The organism is Paraburkholderia sp. BL6669N2 (assembly GCF_003387275.1).
Lineage (GTDB): Bacteria > Pseudomonadota > Gammaproteobacteria > Burkholderiales > Burkholderiaceae > Paraburkholderia.
Window position 1 is genome coordinate 2,977,304 of sequence record NZ_QUNA01000001.1, and the last position, 26,390, is coordinate 3,003,693.

Sequence of the window (26,390 nt, forward strand, 5' to 3'; positions counted from 1 at the left end):
GACGATGTTGCCGGGTGATTTCGCCGGGCGAAAAAAATCCCGTCGCCGGAAACCGGCAACGGGACTGACCGAGTAGCGCTCACCACGCTACTCAAGCGCTACTCGATCATCGGACACATCATGCGACGTGTCGAAGTACTTCTACCGCTCAGCGTCCGGATTACGGACGGCTGCCCGTCGGGAACGGCCATGCCGCTGCCGGGTTCAGCGCGGTCTTCACCGTCGCCGCCGGTGCGCTCGAGACAGAAGTCGCAGCAGGTGCGGGAGCCGCCTTCTTGGCGACAGCCTTCTTCGCAGGGGCAGCCTTCTTGGCAGGAGCAGCGGCTTTCTTCGCGGCAGCCTTCTTGGCAGGCGCAGCCTTTTTAGCGGCAGCCTTTTTCGCGGGCGCAGCCTTTTTAGCAGCAGCCTTTTTCGCAGGCGCAGCCTTCTTGGCAGCAGCCTTCTTGGCCGGTGCAGCCTTCTTCGCTGCAGCCTTCTTGGCCGGTGCTGCCTTCTTTGCTGCAACCTTCTTCACTGCGGCTTTCTTAGCCGGTGCAGCCTTCTTCGCCGCAACCTTCTTCACTGCGACTTTCTTGGCTGCAGCCTTCTTGGCCGGAGCAGCTTTCTTCGCTGCAACCTTCTTGGCCGGTGCTGCCTTCTTCGCTGCGACCTTCTTCACTGCCACTTTCTTGGCAGCGACTTTCTTTGCCGGAGCAGCTTTCTTAGCCGGAGCAGCCTTCTTTGCTGCGACCTTCTTGGCTGCGGGTTTCTTTGCGGCGGCTTTTTTTGCAGTTGCCATCATTTTCTCCTTCAGGTTTTCAGATGAGAGTCAGTTCAAACTACACCCTTCGTCAAAACCCGCTTCCCGCGGACGCTTCTCAGGGCGCGCGCTACGAAGCGGGCTATTCATCGGCGTACGCAGGTGCTGCGCGCTTACGCTAATGAATGCGGTAAGGCGCGCCGTGCCAAAAGGCACCGCGCGCCAGATCTGTTCGGCGTTGAAGCTCAACGCCGGCAATTGCTTGATCGAGCCGCCGGCAACGACGCCAGCGGCTTTTTCCGGGGGGAAGTTTGCCCATCCCACTGAAGGGTTCGCAAAGTGCCTGTCATAGTTGTGGGCCGCGAAGGCACGCGGCGCACCGGGCATGCTTTGCATCAGGCGATTCTGCTCCTAGCCAAAATTGCCGCGGCCCAAGCCGACGGCATCCCCATCGATGAATGCATCTGCAGCACGAACCCGGCTCACTCCCAGGTCAGCGCGCCGCCAGTCTGATATTCGATCACTCGCGTCTCGAAGAAGTTGCGTTCCTTCTTCAGGTCGATCATCTCGCTCATCCACGGGAACGGGTTTTCCTCGTTCGGGTACAGCGGATCGAGACCGATCTGCTGGCAACGGCGGTTGCAGATGAAGCGCAAATAGCTCTTGAACATCGACGCATTGAGGCCGAGCACCCCGCGCGGCATCGTGTCTTCTGCGTAACGATATTCAAGTTCGACCGCTTGCTGGAAGATCTCGCGGATTTCCGCGCGGAACTCAGCCGTCCAGAGTTGCGGGTTTTCGAGTTTGATCTGGTTGATCAGGTCGATGCCGAAGTTGCAGTGCATCGACTCGTCGCGCAGGATGTACTGGTACTGTTCCGCGGCGCCGGTCATCTTGTTCTGGCGACCCAGCGCGAGGATTTGCGTAAAGCCGACGTAGAAGAACAGGCCTTCCATCACACAGGCGAACACGATCAGCGAGCGCAGCAGCGTCTGGTCTGCCTCGAGCGTGCCGGTCTTGAAGGCCGGATCGGTCAGCACGTGGATGTACGGAATCAGGAATTCGTCTTTCGCGCGGATCGAGGAAACCTCGTGATACGCGTTGAAGATTTCGCCTTCGTCGAGACCCAGCGATTCGACGATGTACTGGTAGGCGTGCGTGTGGATCGCCTCTTCGAACGCCTGGCGCAGCAGGAACTGGCGGCATTCGGGCGCCGTGATGTGGCGGTAGGTGCCCAGCACGATATTGTTGGCGGCGAGGGAATCGGCCGTGACGAAGAAGCCCAGGTTGCGCTTGACGATGCGGCGCTCGTCTTCGGTCAGACCGTTCGGGTCTTTCCAGAGGGCGATGTCGCGCGACATGTTCACTTCTTGCGGCATCCAGTGGTTGGCGCAACCAGCCAGATACTTTTCCCAAGCCCACTTGTATTTGAACGGCACCAACTGATTGACGTCGGTCTGGCCGTTGATGATGCGCTTGTCGGCGACGTTGACCCGCGCTTCCGAAACGGCAGCCGTTCCGGTAACAGCGTGAGCGACGGGAGCGACAGCGATGTCGTTCGCGAAAACGTCTTGAGCCGAGGGAGCATGAGGAGCGGAACGCGTTCCGACTTGCGAACCGACAGCCGATCCCGCAGCGTTGCGCAACACATTCTGTTGCGTAGCGCTCGAGGGAGTTACGGCAGTGATCTCGTCATCCCAGTTGAGCATAAATGTCACCATCAATTTAGAACGGTTTGTACCATCTTTTCACGAGCGATAAAAGAGTTCGCTGATGAAAAATCCTGTTTTCGATTCGCGTTGCTACGTTCATACAACACTTTGTTCAACGGAGTGTGTGCATCACCTCATGTGGAGCGTGTTGAACGTGTGTCGTCGAGGTGCTTCGCGAGCTCGCAGAGCAACGTGTCGATGCGACGTTTCGCTGCTCTATCTATCTGTATTGCGGAGCGTGCCTGTAGCGTCTTGCGACTGCTGACTGCTGACTCGCGTTGCTCGTCGCGATGGTCCGCGCTTGCCCTGCGAGTGCTTCGCATTTGCCTCGCATTTGCCTCGCATTTGCCTCGCATTTGCCTCGCATTTGCCTCGCGTTTGCCTATTCGTCAGTGCCGGCGAGGTGAAGTTCAATGCCATGTCGAGCGATGCATCGGGCCGGCTGCGTTGATCGACCCATCGATCGAAGCGTTTGCTGCGCGCACTGTGTCGCGCGCTTCGTCTGGTGCTGCCGACTGCTGATTGCCGAGTGACCGCTTCAAGACTTCAGTGACCTGCCCTGCTTCACTGCGTCGCTTCACTGCGTTGCTTCACTGCATAGCCTCGCTGCGTTGCGATGAACAGCGCGCCTCGGACTCCCTCGCCGCGCCGCTCATCGGCTTCACTTCTACTTCACTTGCTTCAGCTTCGCTGCTCGCTGCATGCGGGTCATTACCTACAACCCGTCAGCAAGCAGCGATCCTGCTACCTGCGTGCTTCTTATTGGCAAGCTTCGCACTCGTCGAAGCCAGGATCGCCCGGACGCATCATGCACACCGGACCATCCGCTTCCGGCGCTGCTTCAACCGCGACTGCTGCCGTGGCCGCTGCAGCCTGAAAGCCACCCGCGGCACCACCAGCCGCGCTATTGTTCGCACCGAAACCACCGGCCGCGCCACCCGCAGCGCCGCCCGAACCTTCGCCGCCGCCCGAGCTCACCGCGTTCAGCGCGCCGTGCGCCACCGTCGATTTCTCGACGTGAGTCGCCGCCATCGTGCGGAGGTAGTAGGTCGTCTTCAGGCCACGCACCCAGGCGAGCTTGTAGATCTCGTCGAGCTTCTTGCCCGACGCGCCGCCCATGTAAATGTTCAGCGACTGCGCCTGGTCGATCCACTTCTGCCGACGCGACGCCGCTTCGACCAGCCACTTGGGATCGACTTCGAACGCGGTGGCGTAGATCGCGCGCAGGTCGGCCGGAATCCGGTCGATGCGCGAGAGCGTGCCGTCGAAGTACTTCAGGTCGGCGACCATCACTTCGTCCCACAGGCCGCGCGCCTTCAGGTCGCGCACCAGGTAGTCGTTGACCACCGTGAATTCGCCCGACAGATTCGACTTCACATACAGGTTCTGGAAGGTCGGTTCGATGCAAGCCGACACGCCGATGATGTTCGAGATCGTCGCCGTCGGCGCGATCGCGACGCAGTTCGAGTTGCGCATGCCGTAGGTGGCGATGCGCGAACGCAGTTCGGTCCAGTCCATCGACTCGCTCGAATCGACTTCCACGTAACCGCCGCGCGCTTGCTCCAGCAGCTTCACCGAGTCTTGCGGCAGGATGCCGCGATCCCACAGCGAGCCGCGGTAGCTCGAGTAGCGGCCGCGTTCCTGCGCCAGTTCCGTCGACGCGTAGTAAGCGTAGTAGCAAACCGCTTCCATCGACGTGTCGGCGAACTTGACCGCTTCTTCCGACGCGTACGGCGTGCGCAGCAGGTGCAGGCAGTCCTGGAAGCCCATGATGCCCATGCCGACCGGACGGTGCTTCAGGTTCGAGTTACGCGCCTTGGCGACCGCGTAATAGTTGATGTCGATCACGTTGTCGAGCATGCGCATCGCCACGCTGACGGTGCGCTTCAGCTTGTCGTGGTCGAGCACGAGCGTGCCGTCGGCCTGTTCCTTCAGGTGAGCGACGAGGTTCACCGAGCCCAGGTTGCAGACGGCGATTTCGGCGTCGCTGGTGTTCAGCGTGATTTCCGTGCACAGGTTCGACGAGTGGACGACGCCGACGTGCTGTTGCGGCGAGCGCACATTGCACGGATCCTTGAACGTGATCCACGGGTGGCCGGTTTCGAACAGCATGCCTAGCATCTTGCGCCACAGTTGCGCCGCCGGGATCTTCTTGAACAGCTTGATCTCGCCGCGCGCGACCTTGTCTTCGTAAGCCGTGTAAGCCGTTTCGAATTCCGCGCCGAACTTGTCGTGCAGATCCGGGCAGGTGGACGGCGAGAACAGCGTCCAGTCGCCGCCTTCCATCACGCGCTTCATGAACAGGTCGGGAATCCAGTTCGCCGTGTTCATGTCGTGCGTGCGACGACGGTCGTCGCCGGTGTTCTTACGCAGTTCGAGGAATTCCTCGATGTCCAGGTGCCACGTTTCCAGGTACGCGCACACCGCGCCCTTGCGCTTGCCGCCCTGGTTCACGGCGACCGCCGTGTCGTTGACCACCTTCAGGAACGGCACGACGCCTTGCGACTTGCCATTGGTGCCCTTGATGTGCGAGCCCAAAGCACGCACGCGCGTCCAGTCGTTGCCCAGACCGCCGGCGAACTTCGACAGCAGCGCGTTTTCCTTCAGCGCTTCGTAGATGCCGTCGAGGTCGTCGTCGACCGTGGTCAGGTAGCACGACGACAGTTGCGAACGGCGCGTGCCCGAGTTGAACAGCGTAGGCGTGGACGACATGAAGTCGAAGCTCGACAGCACGTTGTAAAACTCGATCGCGCGCGCTTCGCGGTCGATCTCGTTCAGCGACAGACCCATCGCGACACGCATAAAGAATGCCTGCGGCATTTCGATGCGCACACCGTCGTGATGCAGGAAGTAGCGGTCGTACAGCGTTTGCAAACCGAGGTAGCCGAATTGCAGATCGCGGTTGTTGTCGAGCGCGGCGCCGAGGCGCTTCAGGTCGAACTGCAGCAGCTTGTCGTCGAGCAGCTCGGCTTGCACGCCGCGCTTGATGAACTGCGGGAAATATTCGGCGTAACGCTCGCCCATTTCCGTTTGCGTGACTTCCTCTTCGAGGATCTCGCGGCGGATCGTGTGCAGCAGGATGCGCGCGGTGACCTGGCTATAAGCCGGATCTTTTTCGATCATGGTGCGGGCAGCCAGGATCGCCGAGTCGTAGACCTGGCTCATCGGCACGCCGTCGTACAGATTCTTGACCGTTTCCGCGATGATCGGATCGGCGCTCACGGCGTCGCCCAGGTTCGAGCAAGCCAGTTCGATGATGCCGCGCAGCGCAGCCATGTCCAGCGGACGCGTGACGCCGTTGTCGGTCACGTTCAGACCCGGCGTGTTCGCCACGATCTGATCGTCATGGCCGCGCGCCTGCGTGCGCTTCTCGCGATACAGCACGTATGCACGCGCGACGTTGTGCTCGCCGCCGCGCATCAGCGCGAGTTCGACCTGATCCTGAATGTCTTCGATATGGAACGTGCCGCCGTTCGGACGGCTGCGCACGAGTGCGCGCACCACATTCTGCGTGAGCTGCTCGACCAGTTCGCGCACACGCGCCGACGCGGCGCCTTGACCACCGTTCACGGCCAGAAATGCCTTCGTCACGGCGATGGCGATTTTCGACGGTTCGAACGACACGACGCTGCCGTTGCGGCGGATCACCTTGTAGTCGGCGAAGGTCGCTTGCGGCGCGAGCGCTTGTGCGCCTTGTGCCTGGCCGAAGGCCTGGCCAGTCGGTGAGCCCTCGTACCGGGTCGTCACGTTGTCGGTGGTTTGCATGTGCAAAGCTCCTGGTCCTGGAAATGTTGCGGGAAGATCCGCGGATTAAAACGAACGCTGCGCCGCCGCGTGCGCAAGCGATGAGGTGCAGGAAAAGGACCGGCTGAGCCGGCTGGCGGGATGCGAGTGCGATGAAGCCTGGTTCGAATTGATAACGGTCTTCATCGTGTATGTCGCGATCACTTGCCAAGCCCCTTTCCTGAATGCTTCTGGATGCCGCCGGTGGTCTCTCCGGCCACGCCACAGGAATATTTTTTCGCTGCCTGAAATGCTTGCGGCGCCGTGCTCGGAGAGCGGACGCGCTGACTTATTCACCCAGTTGTGCACCCGGTTATTCACATGGTTATGCACAGAACACCACAAGATGTAGTGCGCAACTGGATTTGTGGCACCAAGTATAGTGGAGATTCGAGACAGGTCAAATCGTTTTATTTTGTCGCGAAAGGGTTGACAACGCATCGCGCGGCGCGAAGCCGACTCCCCGAAGAACAAGGCGGCGCCTCGCTCTCCTCGCATCACGCGAAGTCGCGCGAAGGGTCGTTACCGCGTTTTGGAAAACTTGAGATAGGGGAAATACTGAGCGTCGAGCGCGGTGTCGCGCTGCAGACGCGACCACTCGAAATGCGGCCCAGGATCGGTCTTGCGACCGGGGGCGATGTCCGAGTGACCGGCAAGCGCTTCGACCGGATAGCGAGCCTTGAGGGCGCTTACCAACGCACCGAGCGTGCGGTACTGAGCCGCTTCGAAAGGCGTGCTGTCGCTGCCCTCCAACTCGATGCCGATCGAGAAATCATTGCAGCGCTCGCGGCCGAAAAAATTCGACGGCCCGGCGTGCCACGCGCGTTCGTTGCACGACACGAACTGTTCGAGCGCGCCGTCGCGATGAATCACGAAATGCGCCGACACCCGCACGCCGCGCAGATGCGAGTCATAGTAGGGATGGGCGTCGCAATCGAGCGTGTTGAGGAACAGTTCGGCGATCGCGGTGCCGCCGAATTCGTTGGGCGGCAGGCTGATGTTGTGAACGACGATCAGTGTCGGCACGGCCCCTGCGGGCCGCGCTTCGAAATTCGGCGATGGCAGTTTGCGCGCAGCGGCGACCCAACCGTCGGCGTCGACGGCGAACTCGACGCTCATCGAGCGTCGCGGCCCGTGGGTCGCGCGCCGTGACGCTGCGCGTGCGCGGCGCTGCAGAAGGGCTGCCCCGCCACCACCACGGAATCGCTCTTCGGCGCGTGCACGCCGCATTCGACACAACGGATCATCGGCTCGGGGAGTTGCGCCGGCGCGGACGCGGTTGAACCCGCGCCGCCGTTCGGACCTTTGGCACCCGCGGCGCCATTCGCGCCGGAGCCGGTACGTTGCGACGCCTGCGCGTCATGACGGCGCAGCGCCTTCACCAGCCACTGGCCGACGATGAACAACAGGATCAAGAGAAAAATTTGTCGCATGGGACACGCTCACACTACAGCACGGTGCAACAGCACCTCGAATACAAACCGGCTGCCGACGTACGCCAGCAACAGCGCGACGAACGACGCCAGCACCCAGCGCAGTGCCGCACGGCCGCGCCAGCCGGAAACCTTGCGCGCGGTCAGCAGCGCGCCGAACATCACCCAGGAAAGAATCGCGAACACGGTCTTGTGATCGAGCCGCAACGCGCGGTCGACCAGTTGCTCGCTGAACAGAATGCCCGACACCAGCGTCAACGTCAGCAGGACGAAACCCGCGCCGATCAAACGGAACAGCAGCTTCTCCAGCGTGAGGAGCGGCGGCAGCGTATCGAGCCAGCTCGACAGCCAGCCGTTGCCGGCCGCAGCCGCGTGACGCTGCGCGACGCCGCCGCGCATGGCATGCAGCCGCCGCTCGACCAGCAGCATCAGAATGGCGTGCAGCGCGGCGATCGCGAACAAACCGTAGGCGATGTTGGCGATCAGAAAGTGCAGCTTGAACATCGGCGCGGCGGAATACGGCAGCACGCGCACGCCGCCGAACGCGAGCGGCAACAATGAAGCGACACAGGCAAGCGGCAGGACCAGCAGGCGCAGACCGTCGAGCGGAAAGAAAAAACTCTCTATCCAATAGATGCCGGCGCCCAGCCAGAACATGGCCGACAGAGCGAACGCGAAGCCGAACACCATGGCGTTCTGCGGGAAGATGGTGGTATGCAGCAGCACCCCGTGGGCGAGCAGTGCCACGAACAACAGCGCGCGGCCCGAGCTGCTCATGCCCGAAGCAGCCGACGGGGCCGACACGGACGCCGGCGCGGCGGGCACCGGCGGCACGCTTTCGAGCATGGGATGCAACGCGGCGTGCCGGTGCGAGCGCCAGCCGGCCACGGCTAAACCGCCGTAGAGGAGCGCAGTGAGGGCATACAGTACAATATCCATATTCGAAGTTTACACTAGGCCCCTGCTCCGCGACGTCTCCTGCATCGCGCCCCGCTCCGGCCGCACTGTTCATCGCTCCCCATGCTCGACAATCTGACTCAACGGATGGCGCGCGTCGTCAAGACGCTGCGCGGCGAAGCCCGGCTCACCGAGGCGAACACCCAGGAAATGCTGCGCGAGGTGCGTCTCGCGCTGCTCGAGGCCGACGTGGCGTTGCCCGTTGTGCGCGAGTTCATCGCCAAGGTGAAGGAAAAGGCGCTCGGCGAAGAAGTTATTAGCAGCCTCTCGCCGGGCCAGGCGCTGGTCGGCGTGGTGCAGCGCGAACTGACCGCGATCATCGGCGGCGACTACGAAGGCAAGGCGGTCGAGCTCAACCTCGCCGTCACGCCGCCGGCCGTCATCCTGATGGCGGGTCTGCAAGGCGCGGGTAAGACGACCACCGTGGGTAAGCTCGCCAAGCTGCTGCGCGAGAAGTACAAGAAGAAAGTACTGACCGTCTCGTGCGACGTTTACCGCCCTGCCGCTATCGCGCAGTTGAAGACGGTGACCGAGCAGGTCGGCGCGGATTTCTTCCCGTCCGAACCGGATCAGAAACCGGTCGACATCGCGCGCGCCGCCGTGGATTGGGCCAAGCGCCACTATCACGACGTACTGCTGGTCGACACGGCCGGCCGTCTCGGCATCGACGAAGCGATGATGCAGGAAATCACCGCGCTGCATAACACGCTGAAGCCGGCGGAGACGCTGTTCGTGGTCGACGCGATGCTCGGTCAGGACGCGGTCAACACAGCCAAGGCGTTTAGCGACGCGCTGCCGCTCACCGGCGTGGTCTTGACCAAGCTCGACGGCGACTCGCGCGGCGGCGCCGCGCTCTCCGTGCGTCATGTCACCGGCAAGCCGATCAAGTTCGTCGGCGTCGCGGAAAAGCTCGACGGCCTCGAAGTCTTCTACCCGGATCGCATGGCGAACCGGATTCTCGGCATGGGCGACATTCTCGCCCTCGTCGAAGAAGCGCAACGCGGCGTGGACGTGCAGGCCGCGCAGAAGCTCGCCGACAAGGTCAAGAAGGGCGGCGACTTCGATCTGAACGACTTCCGCGCACAGCTCACGCAAATGAAGGGCATGGGCGGCCTGTCGTCGCTGATGGACAAGCTGCCCGCGCAGTTTCAGCAGGCCGCCGCCGGCGCGAACATGGGCCAGGCCGAGAAACAGATGCGCCGCATGGAAGGCATCATCAATTCCATGACGCCGCAGGAGCGCGCCAAGCCCGATCTCATCAAGGCCACGCGCAAGCGCCGCATCGCCGCGGGCGCGGGCGTGCAGGTGCAGGAAGTCAACCGCATGCTGAATCAGTACGACCAGATGCGCACCATGATGAAAAAGCTCAAGGGCGGCAATCTGCAAAAGATGATGCGCGGCATGAAGGGTATGTTGCCCGGCATGCGCTAAGCTTTAGCAAGACGGCGACGCGCGTTCCGCGCATGAACCACGGAACGCGCCCCTGACTCCGCTGGGCCGACTCCCGCTTTGTGCGGGTTTATTCTGTACCGCGCGCCGCCGTCCTCACTCACACTATGTATACAGTCACCGCCCGCCAGACGTCATGAACCGCGAAGAAGCTCTCCACATTTTTAGCCACTCCGAAGAAATCGTTTCGGCCGACGACGTCAACGCGTCGATCAGCGGCATGGCGGCCGCCATCCGCAACGAGATGAGCGAGGACTTCCCGCTCGTGCTGTCGGTCATGGGCGGCGCGGCGGTGTTCACCGGCATGCTGCTGCCACACCTCGATTTCCCGCTCGAGTTCGACTACATCCACCTCACCCGCTACCGCAATACCACCAAGGGCGGCAACGAGATGCAGTGGCGCGTGGCGCCGGCGGAGTCGGTGAAGGATCGCGTCGTGCTGGTGCTCGACGACATTCTCGACGAAGGCGAGACGATGGCCGCGATTCGCGACCGCATTCTCGCGATGGGTGCGAAGCGCTTCCTGAGCGCGGTACTGTGCGAGAAAATCATTCCGAAGGCCAAGCCGCTGCGTCCGGATTATTGCGGCTTTGAAGTGCCGGACCGCTATGTGTTCGGCTGCGGCATGGATGCGAAGGGTTACTGGCGCAACCTGCCGACGATTCGTGCGCTGACCGAAGGGGCTTGAGGTCTCTTTGAGGCCCCGCTTTCGGGCGGTTAAGCCGCCGGTATCGGTATGGAAAAAAAGCGGCCCGCGGGCCGCTTTTTTGTTGGCTGTGTGACGCCGCCGCGCCAAACATTGGCCCGCTCCAGCATCAAAGTTGATGCACGAACGACCGGATACCGCCGAGCATCATCTCCACCGAAATCGCCACCAGCACGAGACCCATCAGCCGCTCGAAGGCCATCATGGCGCGCTCGCCGAGCCATGCCTGAATACGCTCGGCCAGCATCAGCACGATCGCGCAGACCACCATCGTGACGGTCAGCGCGCCGATCCACTCAAACATCTTGCCGGGCGCCTGCGACGTCAGCAGCATCACCGTGGCGAGTGCCGACGGCCCCGCCAGCGCGGGAATGGCGAGCGGCACGATCAGCGGCTCTCCGCCGCGCGTGTCGCCGCCGAACGGACCGTCCGGATGCGGAAACACCATTCTGAGCGCGATAAGAAACAGCACGATCCCGCCGCCGATGCGCAGCGACTGGTCGGTCAGACTCATCATGCGCAGAAAGCGGTCGCCGACCACCATGAAGATCAGCAGAATCGCGAAGGCGATCGCCACCTCGCGCAGAATGACGACCGTGCGCCGCTTCGGCGCCACCCCGCGCAGACAACTGATGAAGAGCGGAATGTTGCCGAGCGGATCGGTGATCAGAATCAGCAGGACGGTCGCGGACAGGAAGGTGTACTCCACCGTCCGCTCCGCTTAGCGCGCCAACGCAGCGCGAACTTTCCCGATTACCGTTTGCGCGGCGTCTTCGACGGGCAGAAGCGTCGCCTCAGCATCGCGGCGGCCCTGGTATTCGAGCTTGCCTTCCTTGAGGCCACGGTCGCCGATCACCAGACGATGCGGCACGCCGATCAGTTCCCAGTCGGCAAACATCACGCCCGGGCGCTCGCCGCGGTCGTCGAGGATCACGTCGATGCCGGCTTCGACCAGCGCCGCGTACAGCTTGTCGGCCTCCGTGCGCACCGCTTCGCTGCGGTCGTAACCCATCGGGCACAGCACGACTTCGAACGGCGCAATCGATTCCGGCCAGATGATGCCCTTGTCGTCGAAATTCTGTTCGATCGCGGCGCCCAGGATACGGGTGACGCCAATGCCGTAGCAGCCCATTTCCATCGGACGCGGCTTGCCGGTTTCGTCGAGGCAGGTCGCGTTCATCGCCTCGGAATACTTGGTGCCGAGTTGGAACACGTGACCCACTTCGATACCGCGGCAGATGTCGATCACACCCTTGCCGTCCGGCGACGGATCGCCCTTCTTGACGTTGCGAATGTCGGCGACGACCGGTTCCGGCAGATCGCGGCCCCAGTTCACGCCGGTGGTGTGGTAATCCACCTCGTTCGAGCCCACCACGAAGTCGCTCATGTTCGCGACCGTGCGATCCGCGACGACCTTGATCGGCTTCTTCGTGCCGATCGGGCCGAGATAACCCGGCGGCGTACCGAAGGTTTCGATGATTTCCGCTTCTGTCGCCATGCGGAAGTCGGCCAGACCCGGCAGCTTGCTCGCCTTGATCTCGTTCAGATCGTGATCGCCGCGCAGCATCAACAACCAGATGGTCGGCTCGGCGCCTTCATTTTCAGTGGCGAGGATGATCGACTTGATCGTGCGCTCGAGCGGAATGTTCAGCAGCTCGGCCACCGCCTCGCACTTCGCCTTGCCCGGCGTGGGCGTCTTCTTCATCTCTTCGGCGGGCGCCGCGCGTTCCGCGTAGAGCGGCAATGCTTCGGCCGCTTCAACGTTCGCCGCGAAATCGGAGGTCGGGCAATAGGCGATCGCGTCTTCACCGGTCTCGGCGATCACGTGGAATTCGTGCGAGCCGCTGCCGCCAATCGAACCGTTGTCCGCCGCCACCGCTCGGAAGTCCAGACCGAGGCGCGTGAAAATGCGCACGTACGCGTCGTACATCTTGCGATACGACTCGCGCAGACCGTCCATGTCCTTGTCGAACGAGTACGCGTCTTTCATGATGAACTCGCGGCCGCGCATCACACCGAAACGCGGACGGATCTCGTCGCGGAACTTGGTCTGGATCTGGTAGAAGTTCACCGGCAACTGGCGATAGCTCTTGATCTGATTGCGCGCGATGTCCGTCACCACTTCTTCGTGGGTCGGTCCGATCACGAAATCGGACTGCTTGCGATCCTTGAAGCGCAGCAGTTCGGGACCGTACTTCTCCCAGCGGCCCGATTCCTGCCACAACTCAGCCGGCTGCACCGCCGGCATCAGTAATTCAATACCGCCCGCCCGGTTCATTTCTTCGCGCACGATGGCTTCCACCTTGCGGATCGAGCGCAGGCCGACCGGCAGGTAGTTATAGATACCGCCGGCGACACGCCGGATCATGCCGGCGCGCACCATGAGCTTGTGGCTGACGATCTCTGCGTCGGCGGGAGCTTCTTTGAGGGTACCGATAAAGAAACGGGAAGCTTTCATTCAGATTATCCAAAAGCGGCGGCTCCGGAGGGACCGCCCGAAAGGTGAAAACGGTGGGGAAATCGACACAGATCCGGCTCTGAGCCGGCATGGCTCACCTGACAATACACTGACATCGGTACAGCGCGGTCCGACCGCGGCGCCGACGCCGCCGCGCAAAGCCTTTGCACAAGGGATAAGGCACGGAAAGACTGACAGGCTACCGCAAACGCGGGCCTTTGGCGGCGAATCGTTCCAATCTGGTGCGAATCGGTGCGTCAGACCCGTTATCTGTTTATAATCAAAGCAATTTTAAAGGATTCGAAGGTGGTTGTATGCTGGATCGTGAAGGCTTTCGCCCGAACGTCGGCATCATCCTCTTGAACGCGCACAACGAGGTGTTTTGGGGCAAACGGCTCCGTGAACATTCCTGGCAGTTTCCGCAAGGGGGCATCAAGTACGGAGAGACCCCCGTGCAAGCGATGTATCGGGAGTTACACGAAGAAACCGGGCTGCTTCCTGAGCACGTCAAGGTGATTGGTCGCACGCGCGACTGGTTGCGTTACGAGGTGCCTGACAAGTTCATCAAGCGCGAAGTACGCGGTCATTACCGCGGCCAGAAACAAATCTGGTTTTTGCTCCGGATGGTTGGACGCGACTGCGACATCTGCTTGCGCGCCACCGACCACCCTGAGTTCGATGCGTGGCGCTGGAACGAGTACTGGGTGCCGCTCGACTGTGTGATCGAGTTCAAGCGGGATGTATATCAGTTGGCGCTGACGGAGCTATCCCGTTTCATGCGCCGGGCTGCGCCGCGTGCGGAAAAACCTGGCGGGCACCATGGGCCGCGCTATCCCCGGATAGCGTCGTCAATGGAAAGTCCGCCGGATTCCACGGTAATGACGGTGACTTCTGTGACCACCGTCAGCATCGAAACATCGGTTCACGTTACGATCGCGTCCGATTGCGGTCCGGGGTCCGGGTCAACGGCAGAAGTAGACGCCGCGCCGGAACACGAAGACGAATCGGCAGGCGAAACGGCCGGCTCGCTGTTCCGCCCGGGCGTGCGCAATTAACAACTCTGTGCGGCTGTCCACGCCGCCTCTCTCTGGCGCGGCTCGACGAGCCGCGCCAGTGTTTCGAGGAAACCATATTGAAAGCACTTGCTCTCGTCGTGGCGTGCGTCGCCACCGGCGCCCTGCTGGCTGGTTGTTCGAGCGCCGGCAAACCTACCAATAAAGACGACAGCGCGTTTGTCTATCTGCTGGACCGCCAGGGCAACTGGGTTGAGAACAAGGTGGACGCTCTGCCGCCGCTGCCGCAGGATTCGAATCTGCTGCCTTTCGAAGTCTCCGGCAATACGCCGCTGCAGTTCGCGGTCGACCGCAATTCGCTGACCGTGGGTACGGACGGCGTGGTTCGCTTTACCGTCGTCGTGGTAAGCCCGAGCGGCGCTCGTAACGTAATTTACGAAGGGATTCGCTGCGACACGTACGAATGGCGCCAGTATGCGGGCCTGAATTCTGATCACGACGGGTGGGACACGACGGTCGCCAACAGCTTCACGCGTATCGAGAATGGCGCGCTGAACGCCTATCAGGCGGCGTTGTATCAGGACTATCTATGCGCGAACAAGATGCCCATGGGGAATGCGGCCTCGATTCTGGAGAACATCCGCTATAAGCGCACAGCGAGTTCGTCGATTCACTGAGCTTGGGATCCATGCAGCTTATGGGCGTGAAAAAAGCCGTTCCAGTTTTCGCTGGAACGGCTTTTTGTTTGCCGTATCCGGGTCCCCGCGCTTGCGACTATCTGTGACCTAGACGAGCACCAGGTTATCGCGGTGGATCAGCTCCGGCTCGAGCATATAGCCAAGCACCGATTCAATCTCGCCACTCGGGCGCCGCTGAATCAGCTTGGTTTCGGCGCTGCTGTAGTTCGTCAGGCCGCGCGCCACTTCGCGCCCAGTTGCGCTCAGACAGGCGATCACTTCACCGCGCGCAAAGGCACCCTGAACGCCGACGATGCCAATAGGCAGCAGGCTCTTGCCGCCGTCAGTGAGTTTTTCGACCGCGCCGTCGTCGATCACCACATGGCCGCGCACCTGGAGATGATCCGCCATCCATTGCTTGCGCGCCGCCATGCGCGCCGTGCGCGCGATCAACTGCGTGCCGATCGCCTCACCCGAGGCCAACCGTGACAGCACATCCGCTTCACGCCCGCTTGCGATCACCGTATTGGCGCCGCTGTGCGCCGCGCGCTTGGCGGCGAGAATCTTGGTCAGCATGCCGCCACGACCGAGACTCGAACCCGCGCCGCCCGCCATTGCTTCGAGGTCCGGCGCCCCAGCGTCGGCTTGCTGGACCAGCGTGGCAGTCGGATCCTTGCGCGGATCGGCGGTGAAAAGTCCTTGCTGATCGGTGAGGATGACGAGCGCGTCGCCTTCGATCAGGTTTGCGACGAGCGCTCCCAGCGTATCGTTGTCGCCGAATTTGATTTCATCGGTGACGACCGTGTCGTTCTCGTTGATGATCGGCACGACGCCCAGGCGCAGAAGCGTGAGCAACGTGGAGCGCGCATTCAGATAGCGTTCACGATCGGCCAGATCGGCGTGCGTTAGCAGAATCTGCGCGGTCTGAATGGAGTGCTCGGCAAAGCGGCTTTCGTACACCTGCGCGAGACCCATCTGGCCGACGGCCGCAGCCGCTTGCAGTTCGTCGATCTCGCGTGGCCGCTTGGTCCAGCCGAGCCGTTGCATTCCTTCGGCAATGGCACCCGAGCTGACGAGCACCACTTCCTTGCCTTGCGCGCGCAGGGCGGCAATCTGCGCGGCCCAGCGGCCGATAGCAGCATGATCGAGGCCGCGCCCGTCATTCGTGACGAGGCTCGAACCGACTTTTACTACCAATCGCCGTGAATCTGCGATGACGGAACGCATTGTGCGCGGTCTCCCAAGATGTCGCGTGATGCATGCCGGCAACCCGCCCGGGCGCCGGCGCTCGAGCTTTTTATGCCTGCGGGTCGGTGCCGGCGTCGTCCGCGGCGGCTGCGGCTTCCGGCTTCTCGCGGAAACGCACGTCAGCAGCGAGATCTTCGGCTTCCGCTGCGCGCTGTGCGTCCGAGTGCGCGGCGATGTGGTCGAACACCGCGTAGCAAAGGTTTTCGCAGCCCTGGCCTGTCAGCGCAGAGATTTCGAACACCGGGCCGTCCCAACCGAAGCCTTCGATGAACGCCGAAACACGAGCTCGGCGCTCGTCTTCGGGCACCATGTCAAGCTTGTTCAGCACCAGCCAGCGCGGCTTTTCATACAGCAGCTCGTCGTACTTGCGCAGCTCGTTGACGATCGCCTTGGCTTCCGCGACCGGATCAACCGCGTCGTCGAATGGCGCGAGGTCGACGATATGCAGCAACAAACCCGTGCGCTGCAAGTGACGCAGGAACTGGTGGCCAAGGCCCGCGCCTTCCGCCGCGCCTTCGATCAAGCCAGGAATGTCGGCGATCACGAAGCTGCGGCTCGGCCCGACACGCACCACGCCGAGATTCGGCGCGAGTGTCGTGAACGGGTAATCGGCGATCTTCGGCTTGGCGTTCGACACCGACGCGATGAAGGTCGACTTGCCGGCGTTCGGCATGCCGAGCAGACCGACGTCCGCCAGCACCTTCAGTTCGAGGCGCACCATGCGGCGCTCGCCCGGCTTGCCGTCCGTTTTCTGACGCGGTGCGCGGTTCGTGCTAGATTTGAAATGCAGGTTACCGAGACCGCCCGCGCCGCCCTGAGCGATCTGCACGCTCTGGTTGTGCTCGGTCAGATCGGCGATCAGCTCGCCGGTCTCCATGTCGGTGATCGTAGTGCCGACCGGCATGCGCAGCGTGATGTCGTCGCCGCCTTTGCCGTAGCAGTCCGCGCCGCGACCGTTTTCGCCGTTGCGCGCCAGGTGTTTCTTCGCGTAGCGGTAGTCGATCAGCGTGTTGATGTTGCGGTCCGCGACCGCGATCACGCTGCCGCCCCGGCCGCCGTCGCCGCCATCCGGGCCGCCGAATGGAACGAACTTCTCGCGGCGCATCGACGCGCTGCCATCCCCTCCGTCGCCGGCGATGACTTCAATCCTCGCTTCGTCAATGAACTTCATGCGTAACTCCGTCCCGTGGTGTACTGCCAGATGGTGCTGCTAGATTTATTGCTACTGGATGCCGCTATTTTGCCGCGCCCGCCGCGAGTCGATCAATCGACCGAGCGGCATAGGACATAGCGGCACGAAGGGCGTTCCTGCCCATTCATCCGGCGAAAACCTGCCGGAATAAAAAAAGCCCCGCTAACTTCGCGGGGCCTTTTTCCGGTCCTGAAGCCCGTGCCTGAGTAAGCTCAGACTGCTGCCGGGACGACGTTGACCATGTGCTTCTTCGCTGCGCCCTTCGTCGAGAAATTGACGTGGCCGTCCGTCAGCGCGAACAAGGTGTGATCCTTGCCGATGCCAACGTTTTCGCCCGGGTGCATGCGCGTGCCACGTTGACGAACGATGATGCCGCCAGCGTTGATAGCCTGACCGCCGTAAACCTTCACGCCGAGGCGCTTCGATTCGGAGTCGCGGCCGTTGCGGGATGATCCGCCTGCCTTTTTGTGTGCCATTTGATTTGCTCCTTAACCGGTGCGCTTACGCGTTGATCGCGTCGATGCGCAGTTCGGTATAGTTCTGGCGGTGGCCGCCATGCTTCTGGTAGTGCTTCCGGCGACGCATCTTGAAGATGGTCACTTTCTTGTGACGACCTTGCGACACGACGGTAGCCTTGACGGAAGCCCCACTGACCAGCGGCGCACCGAACTTAATCGATTCGCCTTCGCCCACTGCGAGAACCTGGTCGAGCGTGATTTCAGCGTCAATGTCTGCCGGTATCTGTTCTACTTTAAGTTTTTCGCCGACGGCAACTTTATACTGCTTGCCACCGGTTTTTATGACCGCGTACATTGAGAACCTCACTCTGTGTTCATTTTTTCCACGCACCGCGCGCGGAAACCCGTGATTATACATAGAGTTAGCTGCTCGGTCAAAACTCATTGAGGAGCGCCGCGCGCAGCGCCCGGCGCCTTGCAGCACAGGCCCGGCGCGCGGTTCTGCCGCCGCCCGGAACGCGCCGCGCCGCAGCCTGCGACCCGGAACTGTCGCGATTCGCCTTATAATTCGCGGCACTACCCAATTCAGCCATCATGTCGTCGACTGCCACCCCCTCCTCCAACGCCGCCAGCCTGCTCGCTCCGATCGCCGAAGACATGCAGCAGGTCAATCGCGTCATACGGCACCGTCTTGCATCCGACGTGATGCTGATCAACCAGATTTCCGAGTACATCATCAGCGCGGGCGGCAAGCGGCTGCGGCCGGCCTTGCTGCTGCTGGTGGCCGGCGCGTTGGGCGAAACCACAGGGCATCGGCACGAACTGGCGGCGGTCGTCGAATTCATCCATACGGCCACGCTGCTGCACGACGACGTGGTCGACGAATCCGACCTGCGGCGCGGGCGCCAGACCGCCAACGCGCTGTTCGGCAACGCCGCGAGCGTGCTGGTGGGCGATTTCCTGTACTCGCGCTCGTTCCAGATGATGGTCGGCGTGGGCAAGATGCGCGTGATGGAGATTCTGTCGGAGGCGACCAACATCATCTCCGAAGGCGAGGTGCTGCAGTTGCTGAACATGCACGACGCCGACGTGGACGAAGCCCGCTACATGCAGGTGATCCGCTACAAGACCGCCAAGCTGTTCGAAGCAGCCGCCCAATTGGGCGCGGTACTGGCCGGATCAGACGCGAAAACGGAAGCCGCCGCCGCCGAATTCGGCCGACGCATCGGCACCGCATTCCAGATCATGGACGACTGGCTCGACTACACGGGCACAGCTGAGTCGATGGGCAAGAACGCCGGCGACGACCTTCGCGAAGGCAAACCCACTCTGCCGCTGATCTATCTGATCGAACGCGGCACGCCGGACCAGTCGGCGCTCGCGCGGGAAGTGATCGAGCAAGGTGGCACGGAACGTTTCGACACTATTTTCGAGGCGATCACGCGCTCCGGCGCACTGGATCACACGCTTGAATGCGCGAAAAAGGAAGCTCAGGCCGCAGCTGCAGCAATTTCTTCGTTTCCGGATTCCATTTTTAAAGAGAGCCTGCTAGAATTATGTTCTTACTCGACGGCAAGACAGTCTTGAACGAGACTGAAACGCCGGCTTAGTCTGAATCGAGTCTGCAGTACACATCGGGGTGTAGCTTAGCCTGGTAGAGCGCTACGTTCGGGACGTAGAGGCCGGAGGTTCGAATCCTCTCACCCCGACCAGATTCGCCTTGTTAGTTCAAGGCTCAAAAAACCGCCCAGCTTGCTCGGCGGTTTTTTGTTTTCTTGGGTCACGCGCGGCGTGTTCAGCGTGTTATTTCCCCTCACGCACCCCGCACCGCCATCGTTGCCCTGTCTTTTGCCGCCAGTACGAACAGTGCGCGCAAGCCCCTCTGCTATATTCTCTTCATCCTTTCCCTATCCTTCACGACGCGTGGAACAACTTCCCTTATGGGCGCAGATTGGCGCCGTCTTTCTGCTGCTTATCTGCTCGAGCTTCTTTTCGATTTCCGAAACGGCGATGATGGCGATCAATCGCCATCGCCTGAAACATCTGGCCAATCAGAACGCGCTCGGCGCAAAGACCACTCAAGGTCTCCTCGCGCAAACGGATCAGCTTTTGAGCGTCGTGCTGATCGGCAACAATCTGTTCAACACCATCATTCCGGTGCTCACCACCTCGATCGCCCTGCACACGTTCGGCCGGAACAACCTCGTGCTGTCGATCGCGACCGGTATCGTCGCGTTTCTGATCATCGTGTTCGCGGAAATCACGCCGAAGATCGTCGGCGCGACGTTCCCTGAAAAAGTCGCGCTGCCGGCCAGTCTGCTGATCGCGCCGATGATGCGCGTCGCCAAACCGCTAGTCTGGTTCGTCAATCTTTTTGCAAACGGCATTCTGCGCGTGCTGCATATCAATACAAAGGGCGCGCACGACCAGCGCCTGTCGACCGAAGAGCTGCGCACCATCGTGCTGGAGTCCGGCAGCTTCATGCCGACCAAGCACCGCAGCATTCTGCTGAACCTGTTCGATCTGGAAAACATCTCCGTCGACGACGTGATGATCCCGCGCCGCCGCATCGAGGCGCTGGATTTCGACGCGCCGTTCGAGCACATCCTGCATCAACTGGAAACCTGCTATCACAACAAACTGATCGTCTATCAAGGCGACATCGATCGCGTGCTCGGTGTGCTGCACGTACGCAAGACACTGGCGGCGCTGCACAACCAGGAACTCGAGCGCGAGACGCTGCGCGAGCTGCTGGCCGAGCCGTACTTCGTGCCGAGCGGCACGCCCGTGTTCCAGCAATTGCAATTCTTCCAGGAGAGCCGCCACCGCACAGCGCTGGTCGTCAACGAATACGGCGAGTTGCAGGGCCTCGTCACACCGGAAGACATCATCGAGGAACTGATCGGCGAGTTCACTACCTCGATTCCGCGCGGCGCCAACTCGCGCGGCGGCTGGAACGAGAACGGCGAATGCATCGTGGCCGGCAGCATGCCGCTGCGGGAGTTGAACCGCTGGCTGCATCTCACGCTACCTACCGACGGGCCGAAAACGCTCAATGGTCTAATCCTCGAAATTCTCGAAGACATTCCCGACGGCGACGTGTGCGTGCAGATCGGCGAAGTCAAACTCGAAGTGATGCGCAGCGACGATCAGGCGATTCGTACGGTCAAGCTGTTCAGACCGCCGACTCGTGTGAAAGCCGGCAAGGTATTGCGCGGCTAGGTTAGTCGACGCAACTGCGCAACTTCGCAACGCGGCGCGCGAACGCATGGCACGACCAGCAACAGCGCGACACGGCCAGGCACCACACCCGGGACGGCAGGGGCGCGGCAGGCAGCGGCAGAACACGCGCCGAGCACAGCGGCCAAACCTGCAGCAGCATCGCACACCAACGCAGCGCGCGCCATTAGCCGAATGGCCGAATAGCGGCGCCCGCCACCTTGCCGGAAGATGAAGCCGTCGTGTTCTACAGGCGGTTCATCACCGGTCTCTCATGCAAGCCTCTTTCCAGCCCACGGCGGCATCGCCGCGCCCCATCGCAAACGTCCACGAAAGCGCCGTCAAAGCGAAACTGAGACCATTCGCGCCCGACGTCGGCGCAACAAATCCCACTGATACCGACAACGCTCCCGCCGTGCGTCTCTTGACCGACACATTGCAGGAAGCAACTCGCCGAAACGCGTCGGACCTTCATATCGAGCCAGCGGAACACGGCTGGCGCGTGCGCTTGCGAATCGACGGCGTGCTGCACGAAATCCCGCCGCCGCCGGCGCATCTGCGCGACGCATTCATCACTCGGGTGAAGGTGCTGGCGCGCATGGATATCGCAGAGCGTCGCGTGCCGCAAGACGGCCGGCTGCGCATTTCCACTTCGCCCGGACGCGTTGAAGACTACCGCGTCAACTCGCTGCCCACGCTATTCGGAGAAAAGCTCGTGCTGCGCAGGCTCGACGCGCTGCCCGCCGATCTTTCACTCGACTCGCTCGGCCTCGATCCGCATCAACGCGAAACCGTGGATGCCGCGATTCGCGCGCCGCACGGCCTCATGCTTGTCACCGGTCCCACCGGGAGCGGCAAGACATTGTCGCTGTACTGTTTCCTGAATCTGCTCAACGGCGAGGCCCGCAATCTCTGTTCAGTGGAAGACCCCGCGGAGATCCAGTTGGCTGGCATCAATCAGGTCAGTGTGCGCGAAAAAGCCGGGCTCACTTTCGCGGTCGCGCTACGTGCATTTCTTCGCCAGGATCCCGACGTGATCATGGTCGGCGAAATTCGCGACGAAGAAACCGCCGACGTCGCCGTAAAAGCCGCACAAACGGGCCACCTCGTCCTGTCGACCCTGCATACGAACGACGCGCCGGCAGCCATCGCGCGTCTGATCGATATCGGCGTCGAGCCGTATAACCTCGCCGCCGCGTTGCGGATGGTCACCGCGCAACGGCTGGTGCGGCGGCTCTGCGTCGCGTGCCGCGTGCCGGCGCCGCAGTCGGTCGCGGCGCTCCGGGCAGCAGGTTTCAGTGAGCAGCAACTCGATGGCTGGCAGCCCTACGCCACCGCCGGGTGCCCCGCGTGTCACGGCATCGGCTATCGCGGCCGCGTCGGCATTCATCAGGTGATGCCCGTATCCGATGCGATGCGCGAACTGATCGTCGCGAGCGCCGGCACGCATGAACTCGCGCGGCTGGCACAAACCGAACAGGTGGGCACCTTGCGCGACGCCGCGTTGAGGCGTGTGCGCGACGGCACCACCAGCCTCGCCGAAGCGCTCGCCGCCACCGAGTTCGCATGAATACAGCGACGACCCAAAGGCTTCCGGCCCCCGACATGCGTTTCAAATGGCGCGGCGTCGATGCCGACGGCGTGCGGAAAAACGGCGCGCTCATCGCGCCGGACGCAGCCATCGCTCGCTCAATACTCAAGCGCGACAATCTGTTCATCTTCGAACTGACGGCGCTCGGACCGGCACCGCGTCCCACCACACGCGCCGCGGACATCACGCTATTCACGCGCCAGCTCGCCAGTCTGCTGCGCGCGGGTCTCCCACTCGCGCCCGCGCTGGACCTGCTCGCGCAAGCCCAGACTTCGCGCCGCCACGGCATGCCGCGCATTGTCGGCGCGCTTGCGCGCAACATCACCGGCGGCCTGCGTTTTTCCGCGGCGTTGCAGCGGCATCCCGCGCAATTCAACGCGCTGTACTGCCAACTCGTCGAAGTCGGCGAGGCGGCCGGCGCACTCGCGGCGGTCCTCGCCCGTATCGCCGACGACCGCGAACGCGCCGCCGCGCAGCGCGCCAAAGTGCGCGCGGCATTGACCTATCCCGTCGCGATCCTCGTGCTGGCGATGGCAATCACCGCGGCATTGCTCGTGTGGGTCGTACCGACCTTCAAACAGATCTTCGACGGCTTCGGCGCCAGGCTGCCCGCACCCACGCAGTTCGTACTGGCATTGTCGTCCGGTGTGGCGCGATGGAGCATACCGGCAGTCGCCATGATCTTCGCGTTCGGATCAGCAGCGACGTTTCTGCTGCGACGTTCCGAAGCCGCGCGCATCCGCTTTGCGCGCATATCGCTGACAATACCGGTCGCCGGTCCGCTGTTGCGCACGTTGTGCGCGGCGCGCTGGAGCCGCGCGCTCGGCACCTTGTTATCAGCCGGCACACCGCTGGCCGACGCGTTCGATTCGCTGACTCACGCCACCGGCAACGCATTCTTCGACCGCGCCACCGTGGAAATCGCCGCGCGTCTGCGGCGCGGCGAACGGCTCGCCGCCGCAATGCGCGCGGCACACTGCTTTCCGCCCGAAGTCGTGCAGCCCATCGCGGTTGCCGAGGAGTCCGGAGCACTCGACGCCATGCTGATCGACGTGGCGTCGCTGGCCGATCGTCAGGTAGACGAAAAGATCGGCACGCTGTCGAGTCTATGCGAGCCACTCGTCATCGTCGTGCTCGGCGCGCTGGTCGGCGGCCTCGTGATCGCGATGTATCTTCCCATTATTCAACTCGGCAACGTGGTGTAGGATCGCAGCCGAATCCATCCTTAATCTATGCGGGCCACTCTTCCATTCGTGCCAGACACTTCTTCCAGCCTGCTGTCGGGCTTGCTGCCCGACCATTTCGCGACCGGCCTCGGCCAGGCGTTCGGCAGCCTGCCCACAGCACTGCAGATGACGTTCGCCATTGTGTTCGGCCTCGTGATCGGCAGCTTCCTGAACGTCGTCGTGCATCGGCTGCCGATCATGCTCGACCGCGCCTGGCGCGCTGAAGTCAGCGAGGCCGCCGATCAACCACTGCAAGCAGACGGCTTGCCGGCGCGCTACAACCTGTGGGTGCCGCGCAGCGCCTGTCCTCACTGCGGCCACGTGTTGAGCGCATGGGAGAACCTGCCGGTACTGAGCTATCTATTGCTACGCGGCCGCTGCTCCGCATGTAAGGCGCACGTGAGCCTGCGCTATCCGCTGCTCGAAATCGCCAGTGCGGCGTTCGCGGCGGGCGCACTCGCGTTGTTCGGCCCAACCGTCACGGCGCTCGCCGCCTTTGGTCTTTGCGCCACGTTGCTCGCCATGAGCGCGATCGACATCGACACGCATCTGCTGCCCGACTCCCTGACGCTGCCGTTGCTGTGGGCAGGCATCATCGTCAACTTCAACGGTATGTTTACGAACTTGCACGATGCGGTGCTGGGCGCGATCTTCGGGTATCTGGTGCTGTGGGTCGTGCACTGGTTATTTCTCCTCATCCGCGGCGTTGAAGGTATGGGTTATGGCGATTTCAAACTGCTGGCGGCGCTCGGCGCGTGGCTCGGCTGGGCGGCGCTGCCGCAGATCGTGCTGATCGCGGCGGTGAGCGGCGCGGTGGTCGGTCTGCTGGCAACATGGCGCGGCCGCATGCGCTTCGAGGAGCCGCTGCCCTTCGGGCCGTTCCTTGCGGCGGGCGGCGCGCTGACGCTGTTTCTCGGCACACCGCTTTATCTGGCTTTGGGAGGCTGAAGCATGTTTGCTGTGGGATTGACCGGCGGCATCGGCAGCGGCAAATCGACGGTCGCCGACCTGTTTGCGGCGCACGGCGTGCCGCTCGTCGACACCGACCTGATCGCGCACCGCATCACCGCGCCGCACGGCATCGCCATGCCGCCAATCGCCGCCGAGTTCGGCGAGGAGTTCGTCGCGCCTGACGGCTCACTCGACCGCGCCGCCATGCGCACACTCGTATTCAGCGACGACAGCGCACGCAAACGCCTCGAAGGCATCACGCATCCATTGATTCGCGCTGAAACCGAACGCGAGCAGCGTGAGGCTCAAGGGCCTTATGTGATCGTCGTAGTACCGCTGCTGGTCGAATCCGGCAAGTGGAAGGCGCGTGTGAATCGCGTGCTGACGGTGGACTGCAGCATCGAAACGCAGATCTCGCGTGTGATGAGCCGCAATAATTTCAGTCGCGAACAGGTGCTGGCGATCATCGCTCGTCAGGCCACACGCGAAGCGCGCCTCGCCGCGGCCGACGACATTATCGACAACGACAACGCGCCGCTGGACGCGCTCGAGTCGCAAGTCGACGCGCTGCATCGCGTGTATCTGTCGCTCGCCCGCGCATGACGCGGACGTGACACTTCGGGAAACCCCGGTTGAACTTCGCAGCGATGCGCGTGCCAAAAGTGCGTTGAAAACCGCCCGAAACACGTGAAAAAAGTTGCAAATGCGTGCTGAAAAAGTGCGTGATTGCTAGGGTAGTCTCACGGCATTAGAATGTTCTGCATTCCCGTCACCGACCACGCCCGAGGCGAGCCCGCTTGATCCTTTACGAGTATCCCTTCAACGAGCGAATCCGGACGCTATTGCGCCTCGAAGATCTGTTCGAGCGCTTCACGTTCTTTCTGACTCAGGAAGACGCCAGGGAACATCACGTCGCACTGACAACGTTGTTCGAAATCTCGGAGGTTGCGGGCCGCGCGGATCTGAAGTCGGATCTGATGAAAGAACTCGAACGCCAACGGCAAACGCTGGCACCGTTTCGCGGCAATCCGGGAATCGAACAGAATGCGCTTGAAGCCGTACTCGGCGAGATCGAGCAAACACTCGCGGGGCTTTCGCAGATGCAGGGCAAGACCGGCCAGCATCTTGCAGACAACGAGTGGCTAGCCAGTATCCGCAGCCGCGCGATCATTCCGGGCGGCACCTGCAAGTTCGATCTGCCGTCCTATTACGCCTGGCAGCAGATTCATCCCGATCAGCGCCGCCAGGACATCGCCAAGTGGGTGACGCCGCTGCTGCCGCTGCGCGACGCGGCCATCATCGTCTTGCGGCTCGCGCGCGAGTCCGGCCAGGCGTCCAAGGTCATGGCCATGCAGGGCAGCTATCAGCAGATGCTGTCCGGCCGTTCGTATCAATTGATGCAAGTGCGTGTGGCACCGGAATTGCGCGTGATCCCCGAAGCCAGCGCGAACAAGTACATGCTGTGGGTGCGTTTCACCGTGCAGGACGGCGATTTGCGTCCGCGTGCGGTGGATGTCGACGTTCCTTTCCAGCTCACGCTTTGCAGCCTGTAGGTCACGCTCGCAAGCCTGTCATGTT

Annotated in this window: 24 protein-coding genes and 1 tRNA gene; 12 read left to right on the forward strand and 13 right to left on the reverse strand. The window is 62.3% G+C overall.

Annotated features, from left to right (window positions below; all coding sequences use genetic code 11):
- Nucleotides 1-160 precede the first annotated feature (160 nt).
- The 7 genes from B0G80_RS13480 to B0G80_RS13510 all read right to left on the reverse strand — a co-directional run bounded on the left by B0G80_RS13480 (nucleotide 161) and on the right by B0G80_RS13510 (nucleotide 8,606).
- On the reverse strand, nucleotides 161-778 hold the full coding sequence (locus B0G80_RS13480; protein ID WP_012434386.1) for a histone H1-like DNA-binding protein: 618 nt from the start codon (nucleotides 776-778) through the stop codon (nucleotides 161-163).
- 30 nt (nucleotides 779-808) lie between these two features.
- Nucleotides 809-1,135, reverse strand: a complete 327-nt coding sequence (locus B0G80_RS13485) for a hypothetical protein (RefSeq protein WP_116118320.1) — start codon at nucleotides 1,133-1,135, stop codon at nucleotides 809-811.
- Nucleotides 1,136-1,221: 86 nt separating this feature from the next.
- Nucleotides 1,222-2,448, reverse strand: coding sequence for a ribonucleotide-diphosphate reductase subunit beta (locus B0G80_RS13490; RefSeq protein ID WP_106285193.1), 1,227 nt, complete (start codon nucleotides 2,446-2,448; stop codon nucleotides 1,222-1,224).
- A gap of 762 nt (nucleotides 2,449-3,210) precedes the next feature.
- Nucleotides 3,211-6,216: a ribonucleoside-diphosphate reductase subunit alpha gene (locus B0G80_RS13495; protein ID WP_116118321.1), complete on the reverse strand. Its 3,006-nt coding sequence runs from the start codon at nucleotides 6,214-6,216 to the stop codon at nucleotides 3,211-3,213.
- A 540-nt stretch (nucleotides 6,217-6,756) separates the two neighbouring features.
- A complete protein-coding gene (ampD, locus tag B0G80_RS13500) occupies nucleotides 6,757-7,353 on the reverse strand; it encodes a 1,6-anhydro-N-acetylmuramyl-L-alanine amidase AmpD (RefSeq protein ID WP_116118322.1) in 597 nt (198 codons plus the stop codon).
- A complete protein-coding gene (locus tag B0G80_RS13505; RefSeq protein WP_116118323.1) occupies nucleotides 7,350-7,667 on the reverse strand; it encodes a PP0621 family protein in 318 nt (105 codons plus the stop codon). The genes ampD and B0G80_RS13505 overlap by 4 nt, the downstream gene beginning before the upstream one ends.
- 9 nt (nucleotides 7,668-7,676) lie before the next feature.
- Nucleotides 7,677-8,606, reverse strand: coding sequence for an inner membrane protein YpjD (locus tag B0G80_RS13510; protein ID WP_116118324.1), 930 nt, complete (start codon nucleotides 8,604-8,606; stop codon nucleotides 7,677-7,679).
- An 81-nt stretch (nucleotides 8,607-8,687) separates the two neighbouring features.
- Between B0G80_RS13510 and ffh the strand changes: the two genes are divergently transcribed.
- Both ffh and B0G80_RS13520 read left to right on the forward strand, forming a co-directional pair.
- Nucleotides 8,688-10,055: a signal recognition particle protein gene (gene ffh, locus B0G80_RS13515; protein WP_012434393.1), complete on the forward strand. Its 1,368-nt coding sequence runs from the start codon at nucleotides 8,688-8,690 to the stop codon at nucleotides 10,053-10,055.
- Nucleotides 10,056-10,209: 154 nt separating this feature from the next.
- A complete protein-coding gene (locus B0G80_RS13520) occupies nucleotides 10,210-10,761 on the forward strand; it encodes a hypoxanthine-guanine phosphoribosyltransferase (RefSeq protein WP_012434394.1) in 552 nt (183 codons plus the stop codon).
- 127 nt (nucleotides 10,762-10,888) lie between these two features.
- Here B0G80_RS13520 and B0G80_RS13525 read toward each other — a convergent pair whose 3' ends face one another.
- Nucleotides 10,889-11,488 (reverse strand): MarC family protein, encoded by a 600-nt coding sequence (locus B0G80_RS13525; RefSeq protein ID WP_106285185.1) that lies wholly within the window; start codon nucleotides 11,486-11,488, stop codon nucleotides 10,889-10,891.
- A 12-nt stretch (nucleotides 11,489-11,500) separates the two neighbouring features.
- Nucleotides 11,501-13,237, reverse strand: a complete 1,737-nt coding sequence (locus tag B0G80_RS13530) for a proline--tRNA ligase (protein ID WP_116118325.1) — start codon at nucleotides 13,235-13,237, stop codon at nucleotides 11,501-11,503.
- 314 nt (nucleotides 13,238-13,551) lie between these two features.
- On the opposite strand from B0G80_RS13530, the gene B0G80_RS13535 reads away from it, so the two are divergent.
- Together B0G80_RS13535 and B0G80_RS13540 are read left to right on the forward strand one after the other, a co-directional pair.
- Nucleotides 13,552-14,292 carry an RNA pyrophosphohydrolase gene (locus B0G80_RS13535; protein ID WP_116118326.1) on the forward strand — a complete coding sequence of 247 codons (741 nt, stop codon included), beginning with the start codon at nucleotides 13,552-13,554 and terminating at the stop codon, nucleotides 14,290-14,292.
- A 77-nt stretch (nucleotides 14,293-14,369) separates the two neighbouring features.
- Nucleotides 14,370-14,927: a CNP1-like family protein gene (locus B0G80_RS13540; protein ID WP_116118327.1), complete on the forward strand. Its 558-nt coding sequence runs from the start codon at nucleotides 14,370-14,372 to the stop codon at nucleotides 14,925-14,927.
- 108 nt (nucleotides 14,928-15,035) lie between these two features.
- Here B0G80_RS13540 and proB read toward each other — a convergent pair whose 3' ends face one another.
- The 4 genes from proB to rplU all read right to left on the reverse strand — a co-directional run bounded on the left by proB (nucleotide 15,036) and on the right by rplU (nucleotide 18,180).
- The gene (gene proB / locus B0G80_RS13545; RefSeq protein WP_106285181.1) at nucleotides 15,036-16,154 is read right to left on the reverse strand and encodes a glutamate 5-kinase; all 1,119 of its coding nucleotides are present in this window, start codon (nucleotides 16,152-16,154) and stop codon (nucleotides 15,036-15,038) included.
- A 70-nt stretch (nucleotides 16,155-16,224) separates the two neighbouring features.
- The gene (gene cgtA / locus B0G80_RS13550; RefSeq protein ID WP_116118328.1) at nucleotides 16,225-17,346 is read right to left on the reverse strand and encodes an Obg family GTPase CgtA; all 1,122 of its coding nucleotides are present in this window, start codon (nucleotides 17,344-17,346) and stop codon (nucleotides 16,225-16,227) included.
- Between the two features lie 233 nt (nucleotides 17,347-17,579).
- Complete coding sequence (gene rpmA, locus B0G80_RS13555) at nucleotides 17,580-17,843, reverse strand: 50S ribosomal protein L27 (RefSeq protein ID WP_007180330.1); 264 nt, start codon at nucleotides 17,841-17,843, stop codon at nucleotides 17,580-17,582.
- Between the two features lie 25 nt (nucleotides 17,844-17,868).
- Nucleotides 17,869-18,180 (reverse strand): 50S ribosomal protein L21, encoded by a 312-nt coding sequence (rplU, locus tag B0G80_RS13560; protein WP_006051835.1) that lies wholly within the window; start codon nucleotides 18,178-18,180, stop codon nucleotides 17,869-17,871.
- 239 nt (nucleotides 18,181-18,419) lie between these two features.
- Here rplU and B0G80_RS13565 point away from each other — a divergent pair, with 239 nt between their 5' ends.
- The 8 genes from B0G80_RS13565 to zapD all read left to right on the forward strand — a co-directional run bounded on the left by B0G80_RS13565 (nucleotide 18,420) and on the right by zapD (nucleotide 26,365).
- Complete coding sequence (locus B0G80_RS13565) at nucleotides 18,420-19,412, forward strand: polyprenyl synthetase family protein (protein ID WP_116118329.1); 993 nt, start codon at nucleotides 18,420-18,422, stop codon at nucleotides 19,410-19,412.
- A 48-nt stretch (nucleotides 19,413-19,460) separates the two neighbouring features.
- Nucleotides 19,461-19,537, forward strand: a tRNA-Pro gene (locus B0G80_RS13570).
- A gap of 211 nt (nucleotides 19,538-19,748) precedes the next feature.
- Entirely contained in the window at nucleotides 19,749-21,047 is a 1,299-nt protein-coding gene (locus B0G80_RS13575; RefSeq protein ID WP_116118330.1) for an HlyC/CorC family transporter, read from the forward strand.
- Nucleotides 21,048-21,318: 271 nt separating this feature from the next.
- Nucleotides 21,319-22,614: a GspE/PulE family protein gene (locus tag B0G80_RS13580; protein WP_116118331.1), complete on the forward strand. Its 1,296-nt coding sequence runs from the start codon at nucleotides 21,319-21,321 to the stop codon at nucleotides 22,612-22,614.
- Nucleotides 22,611-23,840 (forward strand): type II secretion system F family protein, encoded by a 1,230-nt coding sequence (locus B0G80_RS13585; protein ID WP_116118332.1) that lies wholly within the window; start codon nucleotides 22,611-22,613, stop codon nucleotides 23,838-23,840. The genes B0G80_RS13580 and B0G80_RS13585 overlap by 4 nt, the downstream gene beginning before the upstream one ends.
- 27 nt (nucleotides 23,841-23,867) lie before the next feature.
- Complete coding sequence (locus B0G80_RS13590; RefSeq protein WP_116118333.1) at nucleotides 23,868-24,809, forward strand: A24 family peptidase; 942 nt, start codon at nucleotides 23,868-23,870, stop codon at nucleotides 24,807-24,809.
- Nucleotides 24,810-24,812: 3 nt separating this feature from the next.
- Nucleotides 24,813-25,415 (forward strand): dephospho-CoA kinase, encoded by a 603-nt coding sequence (coaE, locus tag B0G80_RS13595; RefSeq protein WP_116118334.1) that lies wholly within the window; start codon nucleotides 24,813-24,815, stop codon nucleotides 25,413-25,415.
- Between the two features lie 194 nt (nucleotides 25,416-25,609).
- Entirely contained in the window at nucleotides 25,610-26,365 is a 756-nt protein-coding gene (gene zapD, locus B0G80_RS13600; protein ID WP_106285174.1) for a cell division protein ZapD, read from the forward strand.
- Nucleotides 26,366-26,390 lie beyond the last annotated feature (25 nt).